24 protein-coding genes and 1 pseudogene are annotated in these 26,961 nt (G+C 53.6%); 11 read left to right on the top strand and 14 right to left on the bottom strand.

The features are described 5' to 3' along the window. Window positions 1-25 precede the first annotated feature (25 nt). The 3 genes from ACTHSL_RS05485 (at window position 26) to mutY (ending at window position 2,466) form a co-directional block, all read left to right on the top strand. A complete protein-coding gene (locus ACTHSL_RS05485; protein WP_440380647.1) occupies window positions 26-622 on the top strand; it encodes a thermonuclease family protein in 597 nt (198 codons plus the stop codon). Further along, window positions 619-1,263: an endonuclease III gene (gene nth, locus ACTHSL_RS05480; RefSeq protein WP_107854082.1), complete on the top strand. Its 645-nt coding sequence runs from the start codon at window positions 619-621 to the stop codon at window positions 1,261-1,263. Before ACTHSL_RS05485 ends, nth begins: the two co-directional genes overlap by 4 nt. Before the next feature lie 99 nt (window positions 1,264-1,362). Next, entirely contained in the window at window positions 1,363-2,466 is a 1,104-nt protein-coding gene (mutY, locus tag ACTHSL_RS05475; RefSeq protein WP_440380646.1) for an A/G-specific adenine glycosylase, read from the top strand. A 208-nt stretch (window positions 2,467-2,674) separates the two neighbouring features. On the opposite strand, the gene grxB is transcribed toward mutY, so the two are convergent. Then, window positions 2,675-3,322: a glutaredoxin 2 gene (grxB, locus tag ACTHSL_RS05470; RefSeq protein ID WP_440380645.1), complete on the bottom strand. Its 648-nt coding sequence runs from the start codon at window positions 3,320-3,322 to the stop codon at window positions 2,675-2,677. Between the two features lie 482 nt (window positions 3,323-3,804). Between grxB and ACTHSL_RS05465 the strand changes: the two genes are divergently transcribed. The 3 genes from ACTHSL_RS05465 (at window position 3,805) to ACTHSL_RS05455 (ending at window position 7,071) form a co-directional block, all read left to right on the top strand. Beyond that, window positions 3,805-4,161: a hypothetical protein gene (locus ACTHSL_RS05465; protein ID WP_049249461.1), complete on the top strand. Its 357-nt coding sequence runs from the start codon at window positions 3,805-3,807 to the stop codon at window positions 4,159-4,161. Between the two features lie 171 nt (window positions 4,162-4,332). After that, window positions 4,333-4,689 (top strand): hypothetical protein, encoded by a 357-nt coding sequence (locus ACTHSL_RS05460; protein ID WP_049254693.1) that lies wholly within the window; start codon window positions 4,333-4,335, stop codon window positions 4,687-4,689. Between the two features lie 168 nt (window positions 4,690-4,857). Further along, window positions 4,858-7,071, top strand: coding sequence for a RelA/SpoT family protein (locus ACTHSL_RS05455; RefSeq protein ID WP_440380644.1), 2,214 nt, complete (start codon window positions 4,858-4,860; stop codon window positions 7,069-7,071). Window positions 7,072-7,203: 132 nt separating this feature from the next. Here ACTHSL_RS05455 and aat read toward each other — a convergent pair whose 3' ends face one another. After that, window positions 7,204-7,929, bottom strand: coding sequence for a leucyl/phenylalanyl-tRNA--protein transferase (aat, locus tag ACTHSL_RS05450; protein ID WP_440380643.1), 726 nt, complete (start codon window positions 7,927-7,929; stop codon window positions 7,204-7,206). 183 nt (window positions 7,930-8,112) lie between these two features. Between aat and ACTHSL_RS05445 the strand changes: the two genes are divergently transcribed. The 3 genes and pseudogenes from ACTHSL_RS05445 to ACTHSL_RS05435 form a co-directional block, all read left to right on the top strand. Further along, window positions 8,113-10,476: a FepA family TonB-dependent siderophore receptor gene (locus tag ACTHSL_RS05445; RefSeq protein ID WP_440380642.1), complete on the top strand. Its 2,364-nt coding sequence runs from the start codon at window positions 8,113-8,115 to the stop codon at window positions 10,474-10,476. Between the two features lie 263 nt (window positions 10,477-10,739). Further along, window positions 10,740-12,119: a DUF1176 domain-containing protein gene (locus ACTHSL_RS05440; RefSeq protein WP_440380641.1), complete on the top strand. Its 1,380-nt coding sequence runs from the start codon at window positions 10,740-10,742 to the stop codon at window positions 12,117-12,119. A gap of 91 nt (window positions 12,120-12,210) precedes the next feature. Next, window positions 12,211-12,629: pseudogene (locus ACTHSL_RS05435) on the top strand (IS481 family transposase); the annotation flags it as partial. Here the strand turns inward: ACTHSL_RS05435 and ACTHSL_RS05430 are convergent. The 5 genes from ACTHSL_RS05430 to ACTHSL_RS05410 form a co-directional block, all read right to left on the bottom strand. Beyond that, window positions 12,569-12,700, bottom strand: a complete 132-nt coding sequence (locus ACTHSL_RS05430; RefSeq protein ID WP_440380654.1) for a MepB family protein — start codon at window positions 12,698-12,700, stop codon at window positions 12,569-12,571. The pseudogene ACTHSL_RS05435 and the gene ACTHSL_RS05430 sit on opposite strands and share 61 nt — an antisense overlap. 422 nt (window positions 12,701-13,122) lie before the next feature. After that, entirely contained in the window at window positions 13,123-16,113 is a 2,991-nt protein-coding gene (locus ACTHSL_RS05425; protein WP_440380640.1) for a DUF4132 domain-containing protein, read from the bottom strand. A 352-nt stretch (window positions 16,114-16,465) separates the two neighbouring features. Then, window positions 16,466-17,029, bottom strand: coding sequence for a hypothetical protein (locus tag ACTHSL_RS05420; RefSeq protein ID WP_440380639.1), 564 nt, complete (start codon window positions 17,027-17,029; stop codon window positions 16,466-16,468). Between the two features lie 117 nt (window positions 17,030-17,146). Continuing rightward, window positions 17,147-17,563: a hypothetical protein gene (locus ACTHSL_RS05415; RefSeq protein ID WP_440380638.1), complete on the bottom strand. Its 417-nt coding sequence runs from the start codon at window positions 17,561-17,563 to the stop codon at window positions 17,147-17,149. 163 nt (window positions 17,564-17,726) lie between these two features. Then, window positions 17,727-18,395: a DNA alkylation repair protein gene (locus ACTHSL_RS05410; protein ID WP_440380637.1), complete on the bottom strand. Its 669-nt coding sequence runs from the start codon at window positions 18,393-18,395 to the stop codon at window positions 17,727-17,729. Between the two features lie 73 nt (window positions 18,396-18,468). Between ACTHSL_RS05410 and ACTHSL_RS05405 the strand changes: the two genes are divergently transcribed. After that, window positions 18,469-18,783: a hypothetical protein gene (locus tag ACTHSL_RS05405; RefSeq protein ID WP_440380636.1), complete on the top strand. Its 315-nt coding sequence runs from the start codon at window positions 18,469-18,471 to the stop codon at window positions 18,781-18,783. Between the two features lie 107 nt (window positions 18,784-18,890). Here the strand turns inward: ACTHSL_RS05405 and ACTHSL_RS05400 are convergent, their stop codons facing one another. From ACTHSL_RS05400 to ACTHSL_RS05380, 5 genes are all read right to left on the bottom strand, one after another. Then, a complete protein-coding gene (locus tag ACTHSL_RS05400) occupies window positions 18,891-19,364 on the bottom strand; it encodes an OsmC family protein (RefSeq protein WP_079541068.1) in 474 nt (157 codons plus the stop codon). Between the two features lie 312 nt (window positions 19,365-19,676). After that, window positions 19,677-20,048, bottom strand: coding sequence for a hypothetical protein (locus ACTHSL_RS05395; protein ID WP_440380635.1), 372 nt, complete (start codon window positions 20,046-20,048; stop codon window positions 19,677-19,679). A gap of 372 nt (window positions 20,049-20,420) precedes the next feature. Next, window positions 20,421-21,236: a tetratricopeptide repeat protein gene (locus ACTHSL_RS05390; protein WP_440380634.1), complete on the bottom strand. Its 816-nt coding sequence runs from the start codon at window positions 21,234-21,236 to the stop codon at window positions 20,421-20,423. Window positions 21,237-21,504: 268 nt separating this feature from the next. Next, entirely contained in the window at window positions 21,505-22,266 is a 762-nt protein-coding gene (locus tag ACTHSL_RS05385; RefSeq protein WP_440380633.1) for an SDR family oxidoreductase, read from the bottom strand. A gap of 185 nt (window positions 22,267-22,451) precedes the next feature. Continuing rightward, complete coding sequence (locus tag ACTHSL_RS05380) at window positions 22,452-23,309, bottom strand: EamA family transporter (RefSeq protein ID WP_440380632.1); 858 nt, start codon at window positions 23,307-23,309, stop codon at window positions 22,452-22,454. A 477-nt stretch (window positions 23,310-23,786) separates the two neighbouring features. Between ACTHSL_RS05380 and ACTHSL_RS05375 the strand changes: the two genes are divergently transcribed. After that, the gene (locus ACTHSL_RS05375; protein WP_049256085.1) at window positions 23,787-24,149 is read left to right on the top strand and encodes an ester cyclase; all 363 of its coding nucleotides are present in this window, start codon (window positions 23,787-23,789) and stop codon (window positions 24,147-24,149) included. 107 nt (window positions 24,150-24,256) lie between these two features. Here ACTHSL_RS05375 and ACTHSL_RS05370 read toward each other — a convergent pair whose 3' ends face one another. After that, a complete protein-coding gene (locus tag ACTHSL_RS05370; RefSeq protein WP_440380631.1) occupies window positions 24,257-25,870 on the bottom strand; it encodes a type I restriction-modification system subunit M in 1,614 nt (537 codons plus the stop codon). Beyond that, window positions 25,867-26,961: an AAA family ATPase gene (locus ACTHSL_RS05365; RefSeq protein ID WP_440380630.1), complete on the bottom strand. Its 1,095-nt coding sequence runs from the start codon at window positions 26,959-26,961 to the stop codon at window positions 25,867-25,869. The genes ACTHSL_RS05370 and ACTHSL_RS05365 overlap by 4 nt, the downstream gene beginning before the upstream one ends.

Genomic DNA, 26,961 nt, shown 5'->3' with positions numbered 1-26,961 from the left:
TGATTTTTAACCAGCATCCCGCGCTATGCCCGATTGGAAAATCCCCGCCCTGTGCCTCGTTGCCGCCCTAGCGTTTATCGAACCGTCCGACATCTTTTCACGGCTCAAAACCCCGCTGGCCGCCAAAACCGTACGCGGCCGCAGCGGCACATCCGCCCGGCCCGCGCCGCAAGGCACGCATTACCGGGGACGGGTAACGTCCGTGCACGACGGCGACACCGTCCGCATCACCGACACCGACGGCCGCAGGCACAAAGTCCGCCTCGCCTACATCGACGCACCCGAAATCGGCCAAGCCCACGGCATCGAATCGCGCGACCGCCTGCGCCGCATCCTGTCGGATAAAACCGTAGACGTACAGGTAACCGATACCGACCGCTACGGCCGCGAAGTGGCCTACCTCTTTTCAGACGGCCTCGACATCAACCTGAGCCAAATCGAAAACGGCGCGGCCTGGCACTACACCTCCATCGCCAAAAAACAACAGCTCAAAGCCGATTTCGCCGCCTACGCCGCCGCCGAAGCCTACGCCCAAGCCGGACGCACCGGCCTTTGGGCGAAGCGCGAACCCCTCGCGCCCTGGCTGTTCCGCAAACAACAACACACCGCACAACCGCAATGAACAAACAAACCCGCCAAGAAATGTTCGAACGCTGGCGCGCCGAAAACCCGCACCCGCAAACCGAACTGAACTACACCACACCCTTCGAACTCTTGATTGCCGTCCTGCTTTCCGCGCAGGCCACCGACAAAGGCGTAAACAAAGCCACCGCCAAACTCTTCCCCGTGGCCAACACCCCGCAGGCCATGCTGGACTTGGGCTTGGAAGGCGTGATGGAATACACCAAAACCATAGGCCTCTACAAAACCAAGTCCAAACACATCATCGAAACCTGCCGCATCCTATTGGACAAACACGGCGGCGAAGTGCCGCAAACGCGCGAAGCACTCGAAGCCCTACCCGGCGTAGGGCGCAAAACAGCCAACGTCGTCCTCAACACCGCCTTCGGCCAACCCGCGATGGCCGTGGACACCCACATCTTCCGCGTCGCCAACCGCATGAACCTCGCCCCGGGCAAAAACGTGCGCGAAGTGGAAGACAAACTGATCAAAGTCATCCCGAAAGAATTCATCCTCGACGCCCACCACTGGCTCATCCTCCACGGCCGCTACACCTGCAAGGCGCAAAAACCCCTCTGCCACCGATGCATCGTCAACGACCTGTGCGAATACAAAGGCAAAACCATAGAACAGGCCGTCTGAAAACATGGGCTTCCGCGTAGTTGAAACGCAGCCGCCGCACAATACCGAACCGGCGAGCCATTCCCCAACCACACCGACTGAAACACAACCTACCCGACCATGACACACACACACGATAAGCCGTCTGAAACCCGCGTAACCGCCCTTTCAGACGGCCTCACCCCCTCCTTTGCCGACCGCCTGATACACTGGCAGAAACAACACGGCCGCCACAACCTGCCCTGGCACAGCCGCGACCCCTACCGCGTCTGGCTGTCGGAAATCATGCTCCAGCAAACCCAAGTCGCCACCGTGTCCGGCTACTACCCGCGCTTCCTCGCCGCCTTTCCCACCGTATCCGCCCTTGCCGCCGCAGCCGAAGACGACGTACTCGCACTCTGGCAGGGATTGGGCTACTACAGCCGGGCGCGCAACCTGCACAAAGCCGCCAAACAAATCATGGCCGACTTCGGCGGACAGTTCTCGACCGAACGCACCGAATTGGAAAAACTGTGCGGAGTCGGCCGCAGCACCGCCGCCGCCGTTGCCGCCTTCGCCTTCCTCAAACGCGAAACCATACTCGACGGCAACGTCAAACGCGTACTCTGCCGCGTCTTCGCCCAAGACGGCGACCCGCAGGACAAAAAGTTCGAGCACACCCTCTGGACACTGGCCGAAAGCCTGCTGCCGCCCCAAAACGCCGACATGCCCGCCTACACACAAGGCCTGATGGACTTGGGCGCGACCGTATGCAAACGCAGCAACCCCGCCTGCCCCGCCTGCCCCATGAGCGACATCTGCCAAGCCAAAGCCCAAGGCCGTACCGCCGAACTGCCGCGCAAAAAAACGGCGGCAGAAGTCAAAACCCTGCCGCTCTACTGGCTGATATGGCACGACGAAAACGGCGCGCTCCTGCTGGAAAAACGCCCCGCCAAAGGCATCTGGGGCGGCCTCTACTGCACCCCCTGTTTCGACAGCCTGCAAGCCCTGCACGACTTTGCCGCCCGACACGGCCTCACCGCCGAAGACTTAACTGAACTCCCGCCCCTAACCCACCGCCTGACCCACCGCATGCTGCTGATTACCCCGTTTGCCGTTGCAGGAAAAAAGCCGTCTGAAAACCTTTCAGACGGCCTCCGGGTGATGCCGGAAAAACTGGCGGACTACGGCCTGCCCAAACCGCTGGCGGCATGGCTGGCGGGAAAACAGCCCACCCTGTTTTAAAAGAATAAAAGGCCGTCTGAAAGCTGGGAAAACGGATTTACCGCCGTTACCCCCGCTTTCAGACGGCCTTTTATGCCCCTGGTGCGACAATTCAGATAAAGACAGATTCACTGACGCTTCAGCCCACAGCCGTACCCGACCTTCCATACAGGCTTGCTCCATCGGCGGCTTACCGCCTGACACCGGGAAACTGTTTATCCGCAGCGCACTAAACCGCCCGCCCGGTTTGCAGCGGTACACCGCTCAAACGGCTCATTTCCGCCACATACGCCGCCACCTTCGGCGGCATCTCCAGCCCGCGCACAATCGTCAGATTGCGCAAAATCGGGAATACCAAAATATCCTCCATCCCCAATTCTCCGCCCAATGCGTCGGCAGAAACCACCAAGCCTTCCAATTCGGCAAAATCATCCGCCAAACGCGGCAGATATTCCGGCGTTTTCGCCATATTTTCCGCGAAATTGCCGATAATCTGCTCCTTTTTCGCTGTGAAGTAATCCACTGCGCTTTGTTCGGCAAATTCGGGCAAATCCGCCAGCACGTCCCGCGGCTGTACCAACTTATTGACATAAGTGCCGACTTTGTCCAACCAAGCCTGCACCTGCGGCCGCACTTCTTCTTTCAGACGGCCTTTCCCTGCCATTTCGTCGATATAGCGCACAATATCCAAACTCTCGCCCATAAACGAACCGTCGTCCTTCTGCAAAATCGGCACCTGCTTCGCGCCAATCATCTTAATCGGCGTTTCCTCGTCGTTATTCTGTAAGATAACTTCTTCAACCGGCATGCCGCGCAGGCCGAAAATCATACGGGCGCGGACGCAAAACGGACAATGGTCGTAAATATAAAGTTTCATCGTCTCTTCCTTTCCCCAAGCGGGAAACATCATGATTAAAAAAGCCGGGACAGCCAAATTCCTCATCGTCCGGCCTGCGATACACCTCTGCCGGAATCATACCGTAAACCGCATATCTGGCAAAGCGTTGTTTCAAATGAATGTTTGACAAAATTTTACAAAAATAAATGCACAAATTTTAATCAAATCTTTATTATTGTTTTTTCTAAAATATTTTCTAAAAAATGAACAAGCGGTAGTTAATTTAGATTAACGGGCACACAATATGCCTGTTTTTCACTCATTTTCATGATTTACTTAAGCCGTTTGCAGGCATATACTGCCCGCAACTTTACTACTGTTTGAAAACAGAGGTGAACGTCGCCGGGCGGTCCGGTTAAAAAACCACACTTACTTATTGATTAGAACAAGTAATCCGCCTATGCCCCTGTGCCGGCTCAGGCAGCTTCCTCTTACCTAACACAATATCTTTGGAGTTTATTATGAATTACGATAAAGCAGTATCTGAAATGTTGAACGTTGACGGCGCATTGGCCGCAGCAGTTGTTGACTTCGCCAGCGGCATGATGCTCGCAGGCGGCGGTTCTCCCGCAATCGACCTTGAAATTGCCGCTGCCGGCAATACCGAAGTGGTCAGCTCAAAAATGAAAACCATGAAAATGCTGGGTCTGAATGACGTTATCGAAGACATCCTGATTACCTTGGGCAAACAATACCACTTGATTCGCCCACTGCAAAAACACGAAGGCCTGTTCCTGTATTCCGTATTGGACAAATCCAAATCCAACTTGGCTTTGGCTCGTCGCTCTTTGGTTGATGTAGAACGCAACCTGAGCTAATTTTTATTATCAAAAAATCGGCTGTTTTACAGCCGATTTTTTTTATCTTATAATATCTCGGTATTATTTATAAATCTTTAGAATTACACGCACCTAACCCATCCTTTTAGTTTTAGGATAAATTTTGGGATTAAACCATTTTATTAATTCACTTACGTTTGGGAGTTCATTATGAATTACGATAAAGCAGTATCTGAAATGTTAAATGTTGACGGTGCTTTGGCCGCGGCAGTTGTGGACTTTGCCAGCGGCATGATGCTCGCAGGCGGCGGCTCTCCCGCAATCGACCTTGAAATTGCCGCTGCCGGCAATACCGAAGTGGTCAGCTCCGAAATGAAAACCATGAAAATGCTGGGTGCAACCGATGCCATCGAAGACATCCTGATTACCTTGGGCAAACAATACCACTTGATCCGCCCGCTGCAAAAACACGAAGGCCTGTTCCTGTACTCCGTATTGGACAAAGCCAAATCCAACTTGGCTTTGGCCCGCCGCTCTTTGGTTGATGTAGAACGCAACCTGAGCTAATCCCTTTCTTGAAAACGGCTGGTTTCCAGCCGTTTTTTGTTTTTGCAGACAACCTGATTTCCACAAATAATCGGCGTTTTAGCTTCTCAGAAACCTTGTTTTCCTACCCTGCCCGTTTCAGCTACAATATTCGTCCATCCCTTCTCCCATACCGTTTCGGAGCATCCCATGGCTGGCATTAACCCTGCACCCTCGTCATCACAATCCGATTTTCAGACGGCCAAACAATGGTTCGAACAATACTGCTCCCAACAAAACGATTCCGACCGTGCTTTATTACATCATGCCTTAGAACTAGCCGAAAACACCTATCCGCCCGAGGCAACTACTGAAAGCGGCGAGCCGCTGTCAGAACACCTGCTGAAAGCTGCACAAATGGTGGCAGACATTGACCTGCTGCCGGAAGCAGTCGCCGCAACCATACTGACCGACATTTCCACCTATCGGGACAACTGGTTCGAAACCGTTGCCGAAAAATGCGGAAAACCCGTTGCCGAACTGGTGCGCGGTATCGACGAAGTACAGAAACTGACCCAATTTATCCGCGTCGACAACCTCGCCACTTCCGAAGAGCGCGCGCAACAAGCCGAAACCATGCGTAAAATGCTGTTGGCGATGGTCACCGACATCCGCGTCGTCATCATCAAGCTGGCTCTGCGCACACAAACCATGCAGTTCCTCAGTAACGTCCCCGACAGCCCCGAAAAACGCGCCGTCGCCAAAGAAACCCTCGACATCTTCGCTCCGCTCGCCAACCGTTTGGGCGTGTGGCAGCTCAAATGGCAGCTCGAAGACCTCGGCTTCCGCCATCAAGAACCCGAAAAATACCGTGAAATCGCGCTGCTTTTGGACGAAAAACGCACCGAACGCCTCGAATACATCGAAAACTTCCTCAACATCCTGCGCGCGGAGCTCAAAAAATACAACGTCCACTTCGAAGTCGCCGGCCGCCCGAAACACATCTACTCCATTTACAAAAAAATGGTGAAGAAAAAACTCAGCTTCGACGGGCTGTTCGACATCCGCGCCGTGCGGATTCTGGTCGATACCGTCCCCGAGTGTTACACCACGCTGGGTATCGTCCACAGCCTCTGGCAGCCCATTCCCGGCGAGTTCGACGACTACATCGCCAACCCCAAAGGCAACGGCTATAAAAGTTTGCACACCGTCATCGTCGGCCCGGAAGACAAAGGCGTGGAAGTGCAAATCCGCACCTTCGATATGCACCAATTCAACGAATTCGGTGTCGCCGCCCACTGGCGTTACAAAGAGGGCGGCAAGGGCGATTCCGCCTATGAACAAAAAATCGCTTGGTTGCGCCAACTTTTGGACTGGCGCGAAAACATGGCGGAAAGCGGCAAGGAAGACCTCGCTGCCGCCTTCAAAACCGAGCTTTTCAACGACACGATTTACGTTCTGACTCCGCATGGCAAAGTCCTCTCCCTGCCTACGGGCGCGACCCCCATCGACTTCGCCTACGCTCTGCACAGCAGCATCGGCGACCGCTGCCGCGGCGCGAAAGTCGAAGGGCAAATCGTGCCGCTGTCCACCCCGCTCGAAAACGGACAGCGCGTCGAAATCATTACCGCCAAAGAAGGGCATCCTTCCGTCAACTGGCTCTACGAAGGCTGGGTCAAATCCAGCAAGGCAATCAGCAAAATCCGCGCCTACATCCGCCAGCAAAACGCCGACACCGTGCGCGAAGAAGGCCGCGTCCAACTCGACAAACAGCTTGCCAAACTCACGCCCAAACCCAACCTGCAAGAACTTGCCGAAAACCTCGGCTACAAAAAACTCGACGACCTCTACACCGCCGTCGGACAGGGCGAAATTTCCAACCGTGCCATCCAGAAAGCCTGCGGCACGCTGAACGAACCGCCGCCCGTGCCCGTCAGCGAAACTACCATCGTCAAACAGTCCAAAATTAAAAAAGGCGGCAAAACAGGTGTACTCATCGATGGCGAAGACGGTTTGATGACCACACTTGCCAAATGCTGCAAACCCGCGCCGCCCGACGATATTGTCGGCTTCGTTACCCGCGAGCGCGGCATTTCGATACACCGCAAAACCTGCCCGTCTTTCCAACACCTCGCCGAACAAGCGCCTGAAAAAGTGTTGGACGCAAGCTGGGCGGCGTTGCAGGAAGGACAAGTGTTCGCCGTCGATGTCGAAATCCGCGCCCAAGACCGCTCGGGACTTTTACGCGACGTATCCGACGCGCTCGCCCGCCACAAACTCAACGTTACCGCCGTGCAAACCCAGTCCCGCGACTTGGAAGCCAGCATGAGGTTCACGCTCGAAGTCAAACAAGTCAACGACCTCCCGCGCGTCCTCGCCAGCCTCGGCGACGTCAAAGGCGTCTTGAGCGTAACGCGCTTGTGATGCGGATACATCCGGCCCTACCGCTTTAACGCCTGGTTTTGACTCAACCTTCATCCGCAAAAAAAGGCCGTCTGAAAACGATATTTAAGGTTTTCAGACGGCCTTTTCTCGGACTACTTCAATTCACAAGGTCTAAGCCATATTTTCAGCCACTACCCCGCGTTCTATCGGCTGCAACAGCGGCAAACCGTTCAACCGCTCCAAGGCCGTCTGAAAAGCAGACAGACTGACCGTTTCCGAACCGAAACGCTGCAAATGATGCGTATCCTGCTGGCAGTCGATTAACCCGACACCGCAGCGGGCAAGGAAAGGCACGGCGCAGGCAAAGGCGATTTTCGATGCGTCGGGCATACGGGCGAACATTGATTCGCCGTAAAACACCCGCCCGATCTGCACTCCGTAAAAACCGCCTGCCAACCGCCATTCCCCGGCTTCATCAGGCAACCGGCACTCGAAAGAATGGGCATGGCCTAAACGGTGCAGCCTGCCATAGGCCGTCTGAAAATCCGGCGTAATCCAAGTTCCGTCCTGACCCGGGCGCGGCACTGCGGAGCAGGCGGCGATAACGTCGGAAAAACAAGTATTGACGGTAACGCGGTAACTTTTGTTCCGCAGCGTTTTCGCCAGCGAACGGCCGATATGCAGCTTTTCCGGCAGCAGTACGGTGCGCGGGTCGGTGGTAAACCAGTAATACAGCTCGTTTTCGGAAAACCACGGGAAAATACCTTGGCGGTAGGCCGACAAAAGCCGCCCCGCGTCCAAATCTCCGCTTACACCGACCAGCCCGTCATATTCCGCCGCCAAGCGGGCGGCGTTGGGAAACCTATAATCATTGGGAGACAGATAAGGAATTTGCATAAATCCCGCCGCAAAAAAACGGCCATTTTACGGGCAAATCCCATCCTCTGCCTCACCTTTGTTGCGGCAAATCGACAAATATTAACAAAACAACCGATTCTACTGCACATTTTTTGAAACACGACTAATTAGCGTTTATATTTCATTCCCTTTATCCCATTCCGCACACAGAAAAGGAAAAATATGCCTGCCCAACGCAAACTCCCCCTCTTCCCGCTGGCCGTACTGCCGCTGACACTGGCCGCCGCCTTCGCCCATGCCGACGGAGACACCGTCGTAGAAGGCGCATCGCTCGACACCGTTTACGTTACCGCCGAAAAACAACTCCAGCAATCGCTCGGCGTTTCCCGCATTTCTAACGAAGACATCGAAAAACGGCCTGCCGTAAACGATATTTCCGAACTTGTCCGCACCATGCCCGGCGTAAACCTCACCGGCAACACCGCCACCGGCCAGCGCGGCAACAAACGCCAAATCGACCTGCGCGGCATGGGACCGGAAAACACCCTGATTTTGATTGACGGCAAACCCGTCCATTCGCGCCAGTCGGAACGCATCAGTATGCGCGGCGAACGCAACACGCGCGGCGACAGCAACTGGGTGCCGGTTGAAGAAATCGAATCCGTTACCGTCCTGCGAGGCCCCGCCGCCGCCCGCTACGGTTCCGGCGCGATGGGCGGTGTGGTCAATATCGTTACCAAAAAAGTACCGAAAGAATTCAAAGGATCGGTGAACTATTACACCAACCAGCCGCAAGACAGCAAGGAAGGGGCGACCAACCGTGTCGGCTTCAACCTCGGTGGCCCGATTATCCAAGACGTATTGGGCTTCCGCATCTACGGCAATTTCAACAAAACCGATGCCGATTCCACCGACATCAACCGCGATTCCATCACCACCCTTACCACGCAAAACGGCCCGATACGGGAACGCGGACGTATCGTTGTGCCTGCCGGACAAACCCGCACCGTTACCAACACCACCTATGGAGCGGCAGGGGTGGAAGGCGTGAAAAACAAAGACATAGCCGGCCGCCTGCAATGGAAAATCAGTCCGTCGCAAACCCTGATTTTCGACAGCGATTACAGCCGTCAGGGCAATATCTACAACGGCGATTCGCAAAATTCCAATGCCGCCAATACACGGACCGTCATCACCGATACCGCCACAGGCGCGGTGATTTCCGACACCGAATCGACCCTGCGCGAAATCTACCGGAGCGGCATCAAGGAAACCGCCCGCCTCTACCGTTCCTCCTACGCCCTGACCCATGACGGCGCGTGGGACTGGGGCGACACCAAAAACGTATTGAGCTACGAACGCACCACCAACAGCCACCTGCCCGAAGGTTTGGCAGGCGGGCCGGAGGGTAGCTATGTCGGCACGGAATACGTCCAAAGCCGTCTGAAAAACCTGCGTTTCAGCAGCGAGGCCAACATACCGCTCAAACTCGGCGTAGAAAACGTACTGACCGTCGGTGCGGAATTTACCGACAGCAAGCTGGACGATCCCTCATCCAACCGCCAAGGCTTTACCGACCAAGGCCAAACATCGACCTTCCCGGGCGTTTCCGCCATACGCGGCGGCAAAACATCGCAGCAGAACAAGGCAATCTATGTCGAAGACAATATTTCGCTGACCCCGTCCACCAAACTGATACCGTCCCTGCGCTACGACCACAACAGCAAAAGCGGCGGCAACTGGAGTCCCGCGCTCAACTTCTCCCAGCAGATTGGCGCAAACTTGCTGGTCAAAGGCGGCATCGCACGCGCCTACAAAGCCCCCAACCTGTACCAAAGCAACCCCGAATTCATCCTGTATACGCGCGGCAACGGCTGCCCCGTGGAATTGGGCAGCAACCCACACTGCTACTTTATGGGCAATGCCAACCTGAAACCCGAAACCAGCGTCAATAAGGAAATCGGCATCGAATTCGACAAAAACGGCTGGCAGGCCTCGGCAACCTACTTCCACAACGCCTACCGCAACAAAATCATCACCGGCACGGAAATCATAGCCCGCAGCAGCACCAGCACGGGCATCCTCTACCAATGGGACAACTCGCCGAGGGCGACTGTTTCCGGCCTAGAGGGCAACCTCGTCGTGCCCCTGCACAACACGCTGAAATGGAGCAACAACTTCACCTACATGCAGAAATCGGAAGACTACAAAGGCAACCCCCTGTCGCTGATTCCGAAGTTCACCATCAACAGCACGCTGGCCTGGACGCCGAACGAACGCTTTGACGCCAACCTGACCTTCACCCAATACGGCCGCACCAAACCGCGTTCGGTCGCCATCAACAACATCGAACAAAGCGGCAGCGGCGGCAGCGGCGAAACCCTGGCTTCCGCCCGCAACCAAACCGTTTTGGGCGGATACGGCATCTGGGGCATCAACGCCGGCTACAACTGGAACAAACGCGTGGCCGTGCGCGGCGGCATCAGCAACCTGTTCGACAAAAAACTGTACCGCACCGGCAACGGCGCGCAGACCTACAACGAACACGGCCGCGCCTTCTACGGCAGCTTAAAAGTATCGTTCTAATTAGATTCCGTATCCGTAGGCAAAGAGGCCGTCTGAAAACATCTTTCAGACGGCCTCTTATCCCGTACGCACTTTATACCCATCCCCGTCGAACACTATTTTTCAAAACCGTCCGAAACCGCGCGGGCATCAATAAGCGCACAACGGCAACCGGCATTTTGTATAATCTGCCTATTCCGTGCCCACACTGTCCGCAGCCTGTTTTCAACCAAGCGGCCCGTTTCAGACGGCCGGCAAAACATCCCAATCAAAGAGACCCCATCATGCAAAAAACCATCCTTTTCCTCTCCTGCCTGCTCGCCGCAACCGACCAAGCCGCACCAAACTTTCCCGGCCTGCGCACCCAACTGGGCGATTGGGACACCGTTTGCGACAACACCGGCACCTGCCGCGTAGCGGGCTATCACAATGACGGTTCGGACAATGCCGTATCCGTCCTGTTCACCCGCCCCGCCGGCAAAAACGCTGCCACCACCGCGCAGATTCAGATTATCGAAGAATGCGAAACACCCGCCGCCTGCGCCCAAGCCGACAACACCGGCGGCGAACTGTTTTTAAACGGCCAATCGCTGGGCACGGTCGCCTTCGGCAAAGACGACTACACTGCCGCACTCAGCCCGAAGCAGACGGAACAACTCATCGCCGCCTTCGCTGAACGCCAGCCGCTGTCGATTTCCGACCGTCAGGGCAAGGTGTGGATAATCCCCGACAAAGCCTTTGACCAAGAACGACTGGCCGAAGGCAAATTCTGGGTGACGTCCGTACAATCGTTTGACTTTCCCCGTGACCATGATGAAACCAACAAAAAAAACGCGCTAAAAAATCAAACCGTCGGCCTGTTTGCAAACGGCAGCAAAATCACCGACATCCTCATCGATGAAGACTTCACGCTCGCCACCATTCCCGAAGGCGGCCGCGCCGCCGTCGAAGCCGTGCTGGCGACAGCCAACCGCGTAACCCTGCGTATCGGCAGCAAAGAACGCGAACTGTCCGACGACGGCGCATACGCCGCACTGCTCGCCGCCGATGCCTATCAAGGGCGCGTGGGCGACGGCAGCGCGTGGGTGAAAAACGGTGCCACACGGTTTGCCGCCCAAAGCCCCGCCGTGCTACCGCCCAAAGCTGTGCCCAAAATTCAGGCCGCCCGCGTACCCGCCGAAACGAAAGGCAAAGAATACGCCGCCGGCACGCCCGAATACCGCAAATTATGGCAGCTTATCCGTAAACCTTACCAAACCGGCGAATGCGCCATTCTGCAAGATTCCAAACGCAACCGCAGCATTACCGTTTATCCCTTAAGCGGCGGCAAAGTACTGATCGAAACAGGTTGCGAACTGTTTGCCTATAACAGCAACGGTTTTTTCGCCGTCGCCGACAGCAAATTCAGCCGCATCCACACCATATTGAAAGATTCGAGCCTGGGCGGATACGGCGGCTTCGACGTAGACAAGAACGGTACGGCTACACTTTCAGGCAACCAAAAAGGCCGCGGCTTGGGCGACTGTTGGAGCACGGTTGAATATGTGTGGGACGGCAAAGCCTTCATCCGCAGCAAAAGCGAAAGCGACACGCAGTGCAAAGGCTTTGCCGGCGGCGCGTGGGAGCAGCCCGACTTTGTGGCGGACGTGCTTGCACCGAAATAAAAGGCAGGCCGTCTGAAAACGGAGTTTCTGCGAAGCTAAAACGTAAAAATCAGTAGCGTTGTTTACAGTATTTCCAGGAGAATACTGAAACATAAACATGCACGAGAACACCCGCCACCCCGCACCACCGCCAAGCCATTTGGTTGGACTACACACAGGAAAAGGAAAGCGTCACCTCCCCGGCCCGATGCTACCAAGTCAGCCGCGTCACCATCTACCGTGCGCTTAAAACCGCAAGGGGCAGGCTGCTCAAACCCCAAACCGGCACCAACAACCGTTTCAAACAGGCCAAGTATGGAATGAAACGCCTGGCCAAGGTAGAACGCAGCATTCGGGAAAACTCAAAAAGCAGGCCAAACACTACAATCAATCCTACCCTGGGGAAATGTACATCCCGACACCAAACGGCTGCCGCTGCTCAAAGGGCAGAAAGCTGCCAATCAGCAGGATTACCTGTTTGTCGCCATCGACGATTTCTCAAGGGAGCTATACGCTGCTATTTCGCCGGACATTGCCGGGCGTTTCCAAAATGCGACAAATTGACTGAGTTTTTTGGGCGTGTGTTTGCCCTGACGATACAAACAAATCTGTCTGTTCGTCTGAAGACGAACCGCGCCGTATTCGGCGCTTTCTTTTTCCCGCTCAATGTTGACGGCAATTTTGCCCAAAAGCGTTAAGAATTGTTCCTGAAACAGGTTGAACGAATCGAGTATGTTGCCCTACGATGGTTCTGCGTATCAAGATGCACCCATTTGGTTGTTTAGATTCGCTTTAATGTAATTGAATTCAAATATTTAGAAAATTTTTTAGATAGCATTCGGCAGCAGGTATTTAACAAACGCAGGTCGGCTCAAACCCCAATAAAACGGTCAAGTTACCCGAAATGTTGGGTTTGAACCTAGTATATGCACGTGAGGGGCATTTGCCGCCTACGCGCCCTATGTTTCAAAATAGTCTGAAACCGCAAGGATGGAGGCATTTGCGTTTTTCAGGCTGCCCCAATTTACCGCTGAATCTGTGAGGTAATCGTGCTGTCGGTAATCTTGTCGTCTTCCGCCAGCAGCATGGCTTTGGAGAGGACGACCGAGAGCGTGTTGTCGCCCTCAAACGGGATAAACAGTTTGTCGGATGCGTCTTTTTTGCGGCTGTCGGGTACGATGCAGAGGTATTGGTCGTCCGGCAGCATCAGGATGTTGCTGCTGCCGATGTGGATTTTGTAGGTACGCAGCTTGCCCTGCACGATGAGGAAGTTGCCGTCTATGTGGGCAACCTTGGCGATTTTCAGGCGCGGCAGCAGGGTTTCCAGTACGGCTTTTCGGGTTTTGGCGACTTCGCCCAAATCGCCGAAGGAATAGCTCTGCCAGTAGCTGTAAAAACGTGCCTCTCCGCCGTTGTCTTCCCAAGTCGGGTCGTTACCCACGCTTGCCACGCCGACAAACAAATCGACGTCGCGCAGCACTTCGGAAAACACGCGCGGCGGAATATCAATTAAGTCCAGCGCGGTAGCATTGTAATCGTCGTCCAACCGGTGAAAGCGCACTTGGTCGGTGCTGACATACTGCCAGATGCCGCTTTCCGTCCATGCTTCTTCGCTGTCCACCGCGTTTGTCCAAAATTGGGCGAGCAGGTTGTATTCGGGCAAATCCAACGATACGGTTGCGTAGTCGCCACCGTCCCACGCGCCTGCCAGCGAGCCTCTCCAGCCGCGCCCCTTGGCAAGCGTCATGTATTGGTGTTGTTTCAGGATGTGGGCGGCAAAACGGTTGCTGTATGTTTTGGTGTTGATTTCGGCTTCGGTGAGCAGATAGATTTCGCGGTATGCCTGTTTTAGCGGCTGGCGGATTTCTTTGTCCAACAGCAGTTTGCGCCACCGGGCGATGCTTTGCTGCGTAGCGAGCGCGGGATGCCACAAGCTGACTTGCAGGCAGCCTGAAACATCGGTTTGCGCGCCCGTTTCGTCCACCCATGTTCCGTCCAGCCACAGCGCGGATTTGCCCTGCGTGTCGTTTTCGTCGCAGAAAAACTGCCACACCAGCGGGCGCGTGAGGCAGGACATCAGCCCGTGCTGCCAGTAATACTGTTCGGCGTGTTCCAGCGGTACGCGGTGTTCAGAGCGCATCATCTGGTCCAAGCGGTCGCGTTGGGCGGTGAGCGTGGCGTTGAGGTTTTTCTGTGTGGCTTTAATCTTTTTCAGTTTGTCGGCGTAGTCGGTTTTCACAAAGGCGGGCACGGTTTTCTGCGGCGAGCCGTCGGGTTTGAACCAGCGCAGTTCGGACTTGCCCACGCCCGTAACCGCCAGACGGCAGGTGTATCCGCCAAAATCATAGTCGCGGCAGCCTTCCTGCAAGCCGAAGTCGTCCACCGCCATGTCTTCGATTTCGTTGCGGGACACGCCCCGCTGTGCGGCGGCTTCGTCCAGATATTTGGTAATCGCGCTTTGCACGTTGCTGAACTTAATCCGCAGGCGCAGGCGTGAAAGGCAGGCGATGCCGTCCAGCCCTTTGGAGCGGAACAGCGCATAGAAGCAGGCATTGCCCACGGCGGCATAGCGTGCGCCGAGATTGGGGATTTTTTCGTATGAATGCAGCGCAAGCTGGGTAAGGGCGGACAGGGTGGCGCTGTCGTGGAAATGGCTGCACATCCACACCAGCCCTTTGAGCGCGGTCTGGTTGAGGCTGCAAACGGGCAGGACATGGGTGTTGTAGCTATATGACCCGCCGCTGTATTCCTGGGTAACGGTTTCGGTCTGCACTTCGCTGCCGCAGACAAATTCTATCCAGACGTACAGCATTTTTTTGAACCTGTCCGCACCCAGCGCGTCAATCAGCGTTTTGGCTTCTTTCAGGTATTTTTCGCTCGGCTTACCCGCATTGGCGGACAGGGCAAGCGTAATGATTTTGCTCCACACGTCCTGCTGTTCGGGCGGCAGCGCGGCAAGCTGCGGATTGGCGTATCGGGCAAACGCATCGTCTTGGGCGGGAAAGCGGGCTTCGGCGAAACTGCCTGCCAGTTCGGCCAGGGCGGCAAGGTTGGCGGTGGCGGCTTTTTTGTCCCACAGGTGTTTCGCAAAGACGCGGTAACGGTCGCAGGCGTTTTTCAGGCAGCCTGAAAGCGTTTCGCTCGGATTGGGGAATTGTTTTTTAATTTGGTTTATCAGATATTTGAGCGGATAGAAATCTGCCTGCTGCTCGGACAGTCCGTTGTCATCCAGCATAGCGGCAAAAATGCGCTGCACATCCTGCTCCGTCATCGGCAGTGTTTTGCGCGCCAGAGCCACCGCCACTGCCGCACGGATGGTGTCGTAATTGTGCAGCCCGTCCCTACCTTTTTTGTTAAAAACTTTATTCCGTCCCCAGCCGCGTATCAAATCGATGCAGTGGATCAGTAAATCGACGCGGTATTCGGGCGCGGCTTTCTCCACTTCGGCAAAGCTGGGGCAGAGTTTCAGATTTATCGTGGCGTATTGGTGCGAACGTTTTTGGCCCCATTCATTTTGCAGTACGCTGAGAAGCTGATTGAACTCAGCACGGCGGCTATCAGAAATTTGCACGGTTTGGTTTTGGGTCATGGGGATTTCCTTATGTGTCGGGGATTGGGTCATTTCGCCGCAAAGGCGGACAACGTCGGCAAGCGTTTTCTTGTCCGCGCTGTTCAGGCTGTATCGGGTGGCTTCGGCAAAAGCGCGGTAGCGTTCTGCGGCGGTTTTCAGGCTGCCTGAAAGTGCGGCGGAGACGGCGTTGCCGTGCTGTTTTTGGATTTGGCGCAGCACGGCGGCAACGGGGTAAAATAGAAACGCCGCTTCGGTGAGCAGGCCGTTGTCGGCAAACATCGCATCCAAAATACGCACGGCCTGCGCTTCGGTCATCGGCAGGTTTTTGCGGGCAAGGGCGGCGGCCACGGCAGCCTGAACGGAACTGTAAATCTTGGGATAGTTGTCCGTTTCGTCCGCCAGCCATTCGAGGTTGTCCGCACCGCGTATTTTTTCCACTGCCATAACCAGCACGTCCACGCGGAAATCGGGTGCGGCGTTTTCTATTTCGGCGGCATAAGCGGGGATTTTCTTGGTGTCCGCGCGTTCGTTGGGGCCTGCTTTCTGCCTGTGCCATTCGGCCCGGCAGGTGTCAAAAATGCGGTTGATTTGTTCGCGCCGTTCCGTGCTGATGGCGGGGTCTGGTCAGTAAGATTGTGGCATGGGGACTCCTTAGGGATTGGGGGGAAAGGCAATTTCCACGGGTTGGGGCATTTCAAAGCAGAAGTTTGCGTAGGGTGGGCACTTGTTGCACACGCGTTTTCAGGCTGCCTGAAAGCCCTTTTGTGCGGGCGGCCGACGGGATTTGCCGCACGCCCTATCTGCCGCAGGGCTGTTTGAAGGTTTTGATGCGGGTTTTGCCGCTTCGGGCAGTATAGACGACTTTCAGGCTGCCGTCGGGCAAAAAGCGTGTGCCTTGGTAATCCAGCGTGGAAAGCGGGGTGGCGGTCTGCGCCATGTCGGGCAGGACGATGCGGCGGCGCACGGTGTTTTCGCGGTCGAACAGTTTGGCAACGGCAAGCCTGCCCTCCCCGTCCGTGCCCAAATAGCAGCCGCTTGGCTGGTGCAGGGCGACAAGGTTGGGGGCGGTGTAGCGGCGTGTGCCGTCCGTGAACTCGTCCGCGCTGCTGTAATTTCCGGCGGAAATGTGGACGGACGCGGTGTTGCCGTCCCAACGGATTTCGGGTTTGTGCGGGGTGGCCGTCCATTCTTTCAGGCTGCCTGAAAGCCGGGTATAAAGCGTGTAACCGTCGTCCGTGTGGCTTTGCAGGATGTGGAGTCTGCCGTTTGGGGAACGGGCAATTTCCACGGGTTGGGGGGCGGCTGCGGCGGCAAGGGCGGCGGTCAGCAGGAAGGCGGGGAACATTGTTTTTGGGTGCACGGCAGTGTCCTTTTCGGCGTTAGGAGAGATTTCAGGCTGAGGCCGAAGTTTGCGTAGGGTGGGCACTCGCTGCCCACCCTACAAAAACCTTGGATGTTGCAGCGGTTTTCAGGCTGCCTATCCGCCCACCAGCGGCGTGAGTTTGATGAAATTGACGACCAGCCCGTCGTGCAGGTACACGGTGTCGTCCAGCGTTTCCAGTTGGCGGTTGTCGGCAAGGATGAAAAATGCGTTCTGCTCAAAAGCGTTCAGGGCGACGGCAATTTGCTTTTCCGCGTCCACAGGCTGCGGGTGCGCGCCTTTTTTGCCGTGCGCTTCCCGAATCACGATGTCACCCCGCTCGGTGGGGATAACGAGGCTGTGGCGCAGCAGGGCATCGGCGGCGCGGCCGTTGTAGGCGGCGACCTCCTGCCGCACGCGTTCGGCAATCAGTTCCGCCGCGCTGATGCGGTTGGTTTGGAACTTCAAAAACAGCTCGTGCAGCACTTTGCCGCCGAGGTTTTGGTCTTGGATGGTGATGGTGGCTGCGGTCATGGATGACTCCTAACAAACAGAAAACAAATGAATTATACTGTTTTTGGAGCGGTTCAGGCAGCCTGAAACAAAGCATCCTGCACTTTGATGGAGATAAGTGCAGGATGCTGTTTACATTTTAGCTCCGCAGGAGCTTTGTTTAACTTCATTGAAGTTCACGTTTTCACACGGCCTTCCGCGGCAGGTATTTCCCCGCTTCGCGCAGGCTCAGTTTGGCCATTTCGTGCCGGTGGTGGTCGATAAAGCTTTGTACCCATTCGGGGTTGGTTTTGCTGTAATCGCGCAATGCCCAGCCGATGGCTTTGTTGATGAAAAATTCTTTTTGCCCCAGATTGTTGCAGATGATTTTTTCCAGTAGCGCGGTGTCGGTGCGTTGTTTGCGGAGCAGTTGGTGGTCGATGGCGACGCGGCGCAGCCAGATGTTGTCGTGCGTACTCCATGCCAATAGGACGGTGCTGGCTTCGGGGTGACGTAGGGCGATGTTGCCGACAATGCGGTCGAGTACGTCGGAGCTGTCCCACCATGATTTTTCGGTAATCAGCGTTTGCAAACGCGGGATGTCCTGCGGGGTCAGGTGCTGCTGCATTTTTTTCAGATATTCGAGCGCGGTGTATTGCAATTCGCGGTGCGGGTCATCCCAGCAGCGGCGCACAAAATCCCAATCGACCGGCTGTTTGGCGGCGTCTTTGAGAAACGGGCGGCACAGGCGGGCAAGCTCGGGTTTGCCGATGCCGAAATAGGCAAAACGGTGTTTCATGTATGCCTGCATTGGCACGGCGCGTTCGGGATTGGCGTGTTGTTGCAGGACGGCGAGCAGGGCGGGGTAGTCCATAGGGTTTCCTTATCTTGGAAACGGACGGGTTCAGGCCGTCTGAAAGGGTTTTGAATTGGGGTGCAGGCTGCTTTTGTTTTCAGGTAGCCTGAAAACGCTTGGCCGCTACTTCCAGCATTTTCCATTCACCCCCGCGCCCGTGGTAGGTTTCGGCATCAATCTCGAACACGGCTTTGCAGTGTGTGCATTGGAAATAGTGGGTCAGGAAATCGTACCAGCCGTGCAGGCGGCGGTTGCCCTGCGGGTCGGTGTCGATGATGTAACCGCTGCGGGCGAAGGTTTCGACATAATCGGTGTTGATGTGTTCCGCTTGGGCATAGGAGAGCGTGATGTCGGCCAGCGTGCCGTCTGCCAGGCGGTCGGCGGCGCGCAGCAGTATTTTCGATAGTTTTTTGCGGGGTTTTGATGCGGACGGTGGGGCGCAGATCGGCGCAGTAATCGCACATGGTTCGGGTCTTTCGGTGGGGAATGGGGTGCAGGCTGCTTTTCAGTCCCTCATTCCACCGTAATCTCACACTCACATTCCACTTCGAAATTCAACGAATTGGCGATAAAGCACAGGCGGTGTGCTTCGTGGTGCAGGGCTTTGGCCTGTTCGACGTGCTGCGCTTGGGTGATGGTGACCTGCGGGCGCAGCGTGGCTTTGACGAACTTGCCCGGCCGGGCATTGTCGCCTTCGTCCATCACAGCTTCGGCGTGGTCAGCGTAGGCGGTGACGGTGATGCCCGCCGCGCTGCACAAGTGCAGATACCAGAGTTTGTGGCAGGCGGAGATGGCGGCCAGCAACATGTCTTCTGGATTGTGACGGGTTTTGTCGCCTCGAAAAGTGGGGTCGGACGAGCCGAGAAGATCGGGTTTGCCGGCGATTTTGACGGTGTAATCGCGCGAATAGGCGGTGTAGGACGATGTGCCGCTGCCCAAATTGCCCGTCCATTCGATAGTGGCGCGGTAGGTGTGCTGTTTGCTCATGGGGTTTTCCTTTATGGTGTGGGTTGTCGGGTTGTAGGCAGCTTTTCAAACGGCCTTCGGATAGCAATGCAGGCTACCTGAAAACTGCCTACACTTTGGTTTTATACGGCAAACGGCGAATTACAGCAACCCGCCCCGTGGAAGAGGGAGAATGGGGCAAGCGCACCTGCCGATATTTCAGGTAGCCTTTGGGCGGTCGGATCGGGTTAGAGAATCCGTCCCACAGTTACTGCCTGTAAGTGCGAGTTTCAACAAGGTTAAAACCATGTGCGTGTGTTTTGTATACACCCTGCCCATGCAGGCTACGCTTGCTCACACTTCATCAGCGTAATTATTATTAATAAATTCAATACATTCTTTCAATTTTTCTATAACAATTTCAGTTGGCATGACCACTACGATTTCATCAGTTAATAGGCTGTCTATCTTTGTCATCTCTTTGCCGACAATTACCCCAAAGTGCTCTCGATACTGCTCAACTTCACCGCCATTAGGCACTTCTTCCAATATTTCCTTCAATAGGGTTTCAGACATTTCTAACAAATGCCGAACCCCCAATCCACCGTCATCCATTAAGAAATTTGCTAACCAGCCAAAGTTTTCATACCCACTACTCTCATGAAACAGCACTCCAAACCGGTTACTACCGCTTTGAAAGAAATCTCTTGTAAAAATTAAATCCATACTTAAGATCCATTAAATTATTTCATCAGAGGGCAAACAGCAGGCGTAGCCCGCATAGCGGTAGTCGCAAGTCGGACTCTTGAATCCGACATTTGTGCATAACGCCTGCTTCGTTGAATCTACGCTTTCAGGTAGCCTGAAAGGGGCTACCTGAAAATTGAAAACCGCGTACGTGTGCTCCGCATACACTTTGCCAAGCGGACTACACTTGCTGAGTGTCAAACGGATTAGGCGGTTGAAGAAGCCCTCAACCGCTGAGCGAGAAAGGCATTGGATGATGAGATGTCGGGTGATTTGTTTTTAGTGGCGATCGCCAATAGCATTTAAGCATTGCGCTTGAATTGCGAATACAAGGGCATCACAAATCGTTCATCAATAACCTTTCTGATTTAAATAACGGTATTGGCCACAGCCTTCTTGAACTCCACCATCACATGCTTTACCGAACCATTCCTTGCTAAGATGAAAGTCTTGGTGCACACCTCCTCCGGTGAAATACATCGCACCCAGATTATATTGGGCTTCGGCATACCCCTGTTCCGCTGCCTGGCGGAACCATTTGCCCGCTTCGGCATAGTTTTGGCGTACGCCGCGTCCGGTGGCATACATCGCACCCAGATTAAATTGGGCTTCGGCATACCCCTGTTCCGCTGCTTTGCGATACCATCTGACTGCTTCGGCATCGTCTTGGCGCACGCCATATCCTTTGGCATACATCAGGCCCAAATTAAATTGGGCTTCGGCATATCCCTGCTCAGCCGCCTGCCGATACCATTTGACCGCTTCAGCATAGTCTTGGCGCACGCCATCTCCGTTGTCATACATCAGGCCCAAATTATATTGGGCTTGGGGAAACCCCTGCGCTGCCGCCTGCCGATACCATTTGACTGCTTCGGCATCGTCTTGGCGTACGCCGCGTCCGCTGTCATACATCAGACCCAAATTAAATTGGGCTTCGGCATACCCCTGTTCCGCTGCTTTGCGATACCATCTGATCGCTTCGGCATAGTCTTGGCGCACGCCTTGTCCTTTGTCATACATCCCACCCAAAGAAAATTGGGCTTGTGCATTTCCCCGTTCTGCCGCCTGCAAGGTCTCCCGAAAATCTAGTACGCCATCTGCCCATGCCGCTTGGTTCAAACCCAAGGCAATCAGGGCGGCTGCGAGTAATTTTGTAGGATGTTTCATTTTAAGTCTCCTATAGTTTTTAAAACGTTAATGGATGGGCACGTGGTATGTGCCCGAAATCTTCGTATCGCCTGAAAAACGGATTTTATCCCCTGAATTTCATGGCGGCTATTTTATCCCGCCATAGGGATTTCTCCCTACTGCCGCACCAACCCGCAAAACGCCTGTGCGCAACCTGTGTCATATTCTTGTTTGGCACAGAATTCGGTTTATGCATTCTTTTGCGATGTGCAGGCTGCTTTTTTACGCTTTCAGGCCGTCTGAAAACCTATTTCACCGCCGAATTTCCCCCATCCGCAGATATTGCCGCACCCGTGATAAAACTGCTCATCGGGCTGACCAAAAATAAAATTGCGGCAGCGATTTCTTCCGGGCGGGCAATGCGTTTGACTGCGTGCAGCCCTTCTACCCACGCGCGCTGTTGAGGGTCGGCAGACATCATTTCCGTGTCCGTGCCGCCAGGCAGCAGGGCGTTGGCGCGGATGCCTTGGGCGGCGTAATCGGCGGTAATGCTTTTGGCCAATGCGGAAAGTGCGGCTTTGGCACAGCCGTATGCACCCATGTTCGGCAGGGCGCAACTGGTGCCGACAAAGCTGGACGTGAATACCATCGCACCGCCGCCGCGTGCCAGCATGGCGGGGATTTGGCTGCGTGCGCCGAGGAAGGCGGCAGTCAGATTGCCGTCCAGCGTAGCCCGCCATTCTTCGGGAGAAAGCTCCGCCAGAGGCTTGTACGCACCAAGCATGCCTGCATTGTTGATTGCGATGTCCAAGCCGCCGAACTCGCGCTGCGCCGTGCGGACAACCGTTTCGTGCGTTTCAGGCAACACCGCATCGCCTGCCACGGTAACCGCCCGTCCGCCTTGTGCACGAATCAGGGCGGCGGTTTCTTCCAGTTTGTCGGTACGGCGGGCACACAAAACAACATTGGCACCGTGTTCCGCCAACAGTAGCGAAACTGCGCGCCCGATGCCTGACGACGCACCTATGACGGCGGCTGTTTTATCTTTTAAATCCAATAGGTTTGACATAGTCTTTTCCCAGTATTGCTGTTGAAAACGGCTCAAGTTTAGGGAAAGACCTAGGTGAAAGCGACCCGATTATTGATGGGATTGCAGTTCGGGCAGAAAAAGCAGCCTGCACATTTGGCAAACAAAGTGCAGGCTGCTTTTTAGCTTCGCAGAAACTTCTTTTTAACTTCGTTGAAGCTCCGCTTTCAGGTAGCCTTCCCCACCGCCCGCTGCACCCCGAAAATCGAAGCCAGCACCAGCACGAAGCCCGCCAGAGATTTCACATCCATGCCCTGGCCGAGGAACAGCCAGCCCAGCACAAAGGCGCAGACGGGGCTGAGCAATCCCAGCGAAGACACGGCGGCGGGCGGCAGTTTGGCGATGCCGTCGAACCACAGCACATAAGCCAGCACCGCGCCGAACAGGCACAGATACAGGTAGCCGCCGAGGTTGGCCGCGCTTAACGCTTCCAACGGCGGTTCGGCCAGCAGGGCGACGGGCAGCAGACACAGTCCGCCGATAAACAGCTGCCAGCCGGTGAACGCCAACACGGGCAGCGAAGTGCGGCGATGTTTCGACAAATACACGCCCAAGGCCATCGCCGCCGCGCCCGCCAGTGCCGCCAAAATGCCCAGCGTGTCATAGCGCGCCTGCGGCGACAGCACCAACAGCGCAATCCCTGCCACGCCCGCCGCTGCCCAGCCCCAAGCAGCTTTCGGCGGCATGGTTTTGCCAATCAACCAAGTGAACACCAGCACCATCAGCGTTTGCGTGGAACTCAAAACCGCCGCCAAACCGCCCGGCAAGCGGTACGCCGCCACAAACAGCATGGCCTGGAAAAAGCCGATGTTCAGAAAACCGAGCAAGAGAACCATCGCCCATTCGCCGCGTTTAGGTATCCACCGCGTCCACGCCAAAAGCAAAAGTCCTGCGGGCAAAACACGGATTAAAGCGGCAGTAAACGGCCGGTTTGGCGGCAGAAATTCGGTGGTGACCAGATAGGTGCTGCCCCAAATCAGCGGGGCGAGCGCGGTGGCGAGGATGGCGGTGGTGCGGTTGGGCATGGTGGGTTTTCTTTTGTGTGTGGCGCTTTAGCTTCGCAGAAACTCGCTTCGCTTCGTTTTAACTTCGTTGAAGCTGCGCTTTCAGGTAGCCTGAAGGCCGTCTGAAAAACGGGAGGGGGGTGATGGGACAAAAGCAGCATCGCAGGCACACACATCGGTTGGCTGAATTAAAAAATCAGACCGATGGCAGCCTGCACTTGGGTTTTGTGCGGCAGACGGTGGGGCGGTACCAACCTGCTCCCTCCCCTGTGGGGGGAGGGCCGGGGAGAGGGCTTTTGGGGTTTACTGCGATTTTGGGTGCGGGCTGCTTTTAAATTTTCAAGTAGCCTTTCAGACGGCCTGAATATCTGTCCGAAGGCCGTCTGAAAGCCTTATTGTTTCGCCGCCCCGCCTTGACGGCAACTTCGTTTCGCTGCATTATGGCACAACCGAAAGGCAATGATATTCATTGTAATCCAATACATTAGGAGATAAAAAATGACTGACGCACACAAAATCTACACCGCATGGACGCAGATGTGGAACGGCCATCTTGATATTGCCGACGAACTGTTGTCGCCCCATTTCAAAGCCCACCTGACCGCCGACTCCACCCCGCCGCCCGCGCCCGTTACCGACATTGCCAGCGCGAAGGCCTGGATTGCCACCATCCGCGCCAAAGCCGATTTGCATTACGAACTCGTGCTCGGCCCGTTTTGCGACGGCGACATGATTTCCGCCTATTGGCGCGTTACCGCCACGCTCGGCGGCAAAACCGCCGTCAAAGTCGGCACGGATTTCCTGAAAGTCAAAGACGGTAAAATCACCGACTGCTGGACGATGAACAACAACGCCGCATAAAGCGAAGCCCGATGGGTTTCAGGCAGCCTGCACTTGGGTTTTAATAAAGTGCAGGCTGCTTTTCATTTTGCCAAATGTTTATTTAGATGTTTTTTAATAACAATCAATCATGGCAGAAGCGGTAGCCCCAACTCCTTTAAAAATTCATTATGTTTCGCCGTAGCCTCTTTAATTTTTAAATCCAAATCCATCAAAACACTATGATTAGCGACCAAATCGATTTCTTCCTCAATAGGGGTATTGCTGACATAACGGGCAATATTCAGATTGTAGCCGTTATCCTCAATTTCCTGCATAGATACACGGCGTGAGTAGCTCTGTTCTTCTTTGCGGTATTGGTAGCATTCCACGATTTTATCGATATGTTCGCCTGTCAGGCGGTTTTGGCGTTTGCCTTTTTCAAAATAATCGGCGGCGTTGATAAACAAAACGTCGTCTTCTTTTTTACATTTTTTCAACACCAAAATGCAGACTGGAATGCCTGTTGAATAAAACAAATTGGCAGGCAGTCCGATAACGGCGTCGATATTGCCATCTATAAGCAGTTTTGTGCGGATTTTTTCTTCCGCACCGCCTCGGAACAATACGCCGTGCGGCAGAATGATTGCCATCGTGCCGCTATCGCTTAAAAAATGGAAACCGTGCAGCAAAAAGGCGAAATCTGCTGCCGATTTAGGGGCGAGCCCATAGTTTTTGAAGCGGAAATCGTTTGCCAAATCCTCTTTCGGCTCCCAGCGGTAGCTGAATGGCGGATTGGCAACAACGGCGTCGAATTCCAGCTTCTTCGCAGGATTCATTTCATTCAAAATATCCCAATCGTTGAGCAGGGAATCGCCGTGATGAATGGTAAATTCTGTATCCTTTACACCGTGCAGCAACATATTCATCCGCGCCAGGTTGTAGGTGGTAATGTTCTTTTCCTGTCCGTAGATTTTGCCGATATGCCCGTCTGCTTCCACCATCTGATGACGCACATTCAGCAATAAAGATCCCGAACCGCAGGCAAAATCCAGCACATTGTCCAGCTTTTTCTTTTTACCGCTGGCGGGGTTTTGGCTGTCGAGCGTAACAATCCGCGACAAGATCGTAGAAACCTGTTGGGGGGTATAAAACTCGCCAGCCTTCTTGCCAGAGCCGGATGCAAACTGGGCAATCAGGTATTCATAGGCATCGCCCAAAGCATCGCTATCGGTAGAAAATTCATTGATGCCTTCAGCGATTTTCTTGATGACCTCGCTTAATCGCTTATTTCGTTCTTCGTAACTTCTGCCAAGCTTTTCCGAATTTAAATTAATTTCGGAAAACAAGCCGCCAAACGTACTTTCAAAAGACTCGTTTTCAATATATTTAAAACCAGCTTGCAAAGTATTTAATAATTCACTGCTTTGAATACGTGCAAGTTCAGCAATGCTGCCCCAAAGAAACTCGGGCTTAATCACATAATGTACTTTACGGCGCATCTGTTTTTCAAAATCAGCGACGAAGTCAGCATTTTGTTCATACCACACGGCAAGCGGTGTGCGTTTGTCTTCATCGCCCAATTGCGGATAATCTCGCCCCAATTCCTTTTGTGCAGCAAGCTCGTAATTGTCGGACAGATAACGTAAAAACAGAAACGACAGCATATAGTCGCGGAAATCGTCGGCATTCATCGCCCCGCGCAGTTGGTCGGCGATTGCCCATAGCGTTTTGCCGAGTTGGTTTAATTGTTCTTGGGTCATGGTTGCTTCTCGATTAATTGGGGTAAAGAAAAATGGTATTTTTCTAAGAAATTTTGGAAGATCTCTTTAAATAAATCCTTATTATCTTGATTCATTTCCCTGGGTTCATAAATAGAGTGATTACCATGACTCAATAAATTTAGAGCTCGAGCATATAGAATCTCATCATCAATACCTGTCAGGCAATCTGAAAAATCATTGTAACCTAAGAAACTAGAAGTTTTTTCTAAGATACTTCTTAGCATATTAAAGTGATATGTATATATTGAATCACTATCAATAGCCGCTTGTATCTTACTAAGGCTGGCTACATGATGGAAAAAAGGGACATCATCAGTTGCTTGGAGATGAAGATAATTTTTCGTTTTATCTTTGTGTAAAAAATATTTCTTATGCTCCTGTTTTTTTAATTCATTGCACATGACATTAAAGAATAATCCATGATGTGATGAAATGATTGCTTTAAATTGATTTTTATTTTCCTTTAATAATTTTGCCAAATCACAAGCAATTGAAATAGTGTTGTTATCATCTAAAGATGAAACAGGGTCATCAATATAAATATATTTAACCCATTGGTAAGATTCATGTCCATCTGAAACTAATTGGCATAATGCAAGAAAAAAGCACCAAATAAATATGACTTCTTCACCTCGAGAAATTTTAATTAATTTTTCTGGAGCCTTTAGATTGGTAAATGAGATGAACCAATTTTTATAGTCAATTTTAAAATCAAAATCCGCATATCGATTTAGATAAAATGAAATTTTTTCTTCCAATGCTAGGTCTTCCAGTCCACTAAAGAATTTTGAATCAGAATTGAGTAGTAATTTTGGTTCTTTCCCCTCATTAATAAAATCATTATTCCAAAAAAAAAGATCTTCGGTATATGCATTGAAATAAAGAGTATTGGTTTGGTTATTATTCCTCTTTTGATTTTGTTTTTTTACTTCCATAGATAAACAGGTTTTACCTGTGGCATTGTAAGCATAGAGCAAGACAAAATCTTTATTATTCAAATCATCTCGAATTCTATTGGCAAGCCCTCTCATGGTTTTATAGGTTGTGATTTTTATTTTATTATTATTCAT

It is taken from the genome of Neisseria sp. P0008.S010 (assembly GCF_051962715.1).
GTDB lineage: Bacteria > Pseudomonadota > Gammaproteobacteria > Burkholderiales > Neisseriaceae > Neisseria > Neisseria elongata.
The sequence above is the reverse complement of the archived record's forward strand: the minus strand, read 5'-3'. Positions and strand labels throughout refer to the sequence as shown.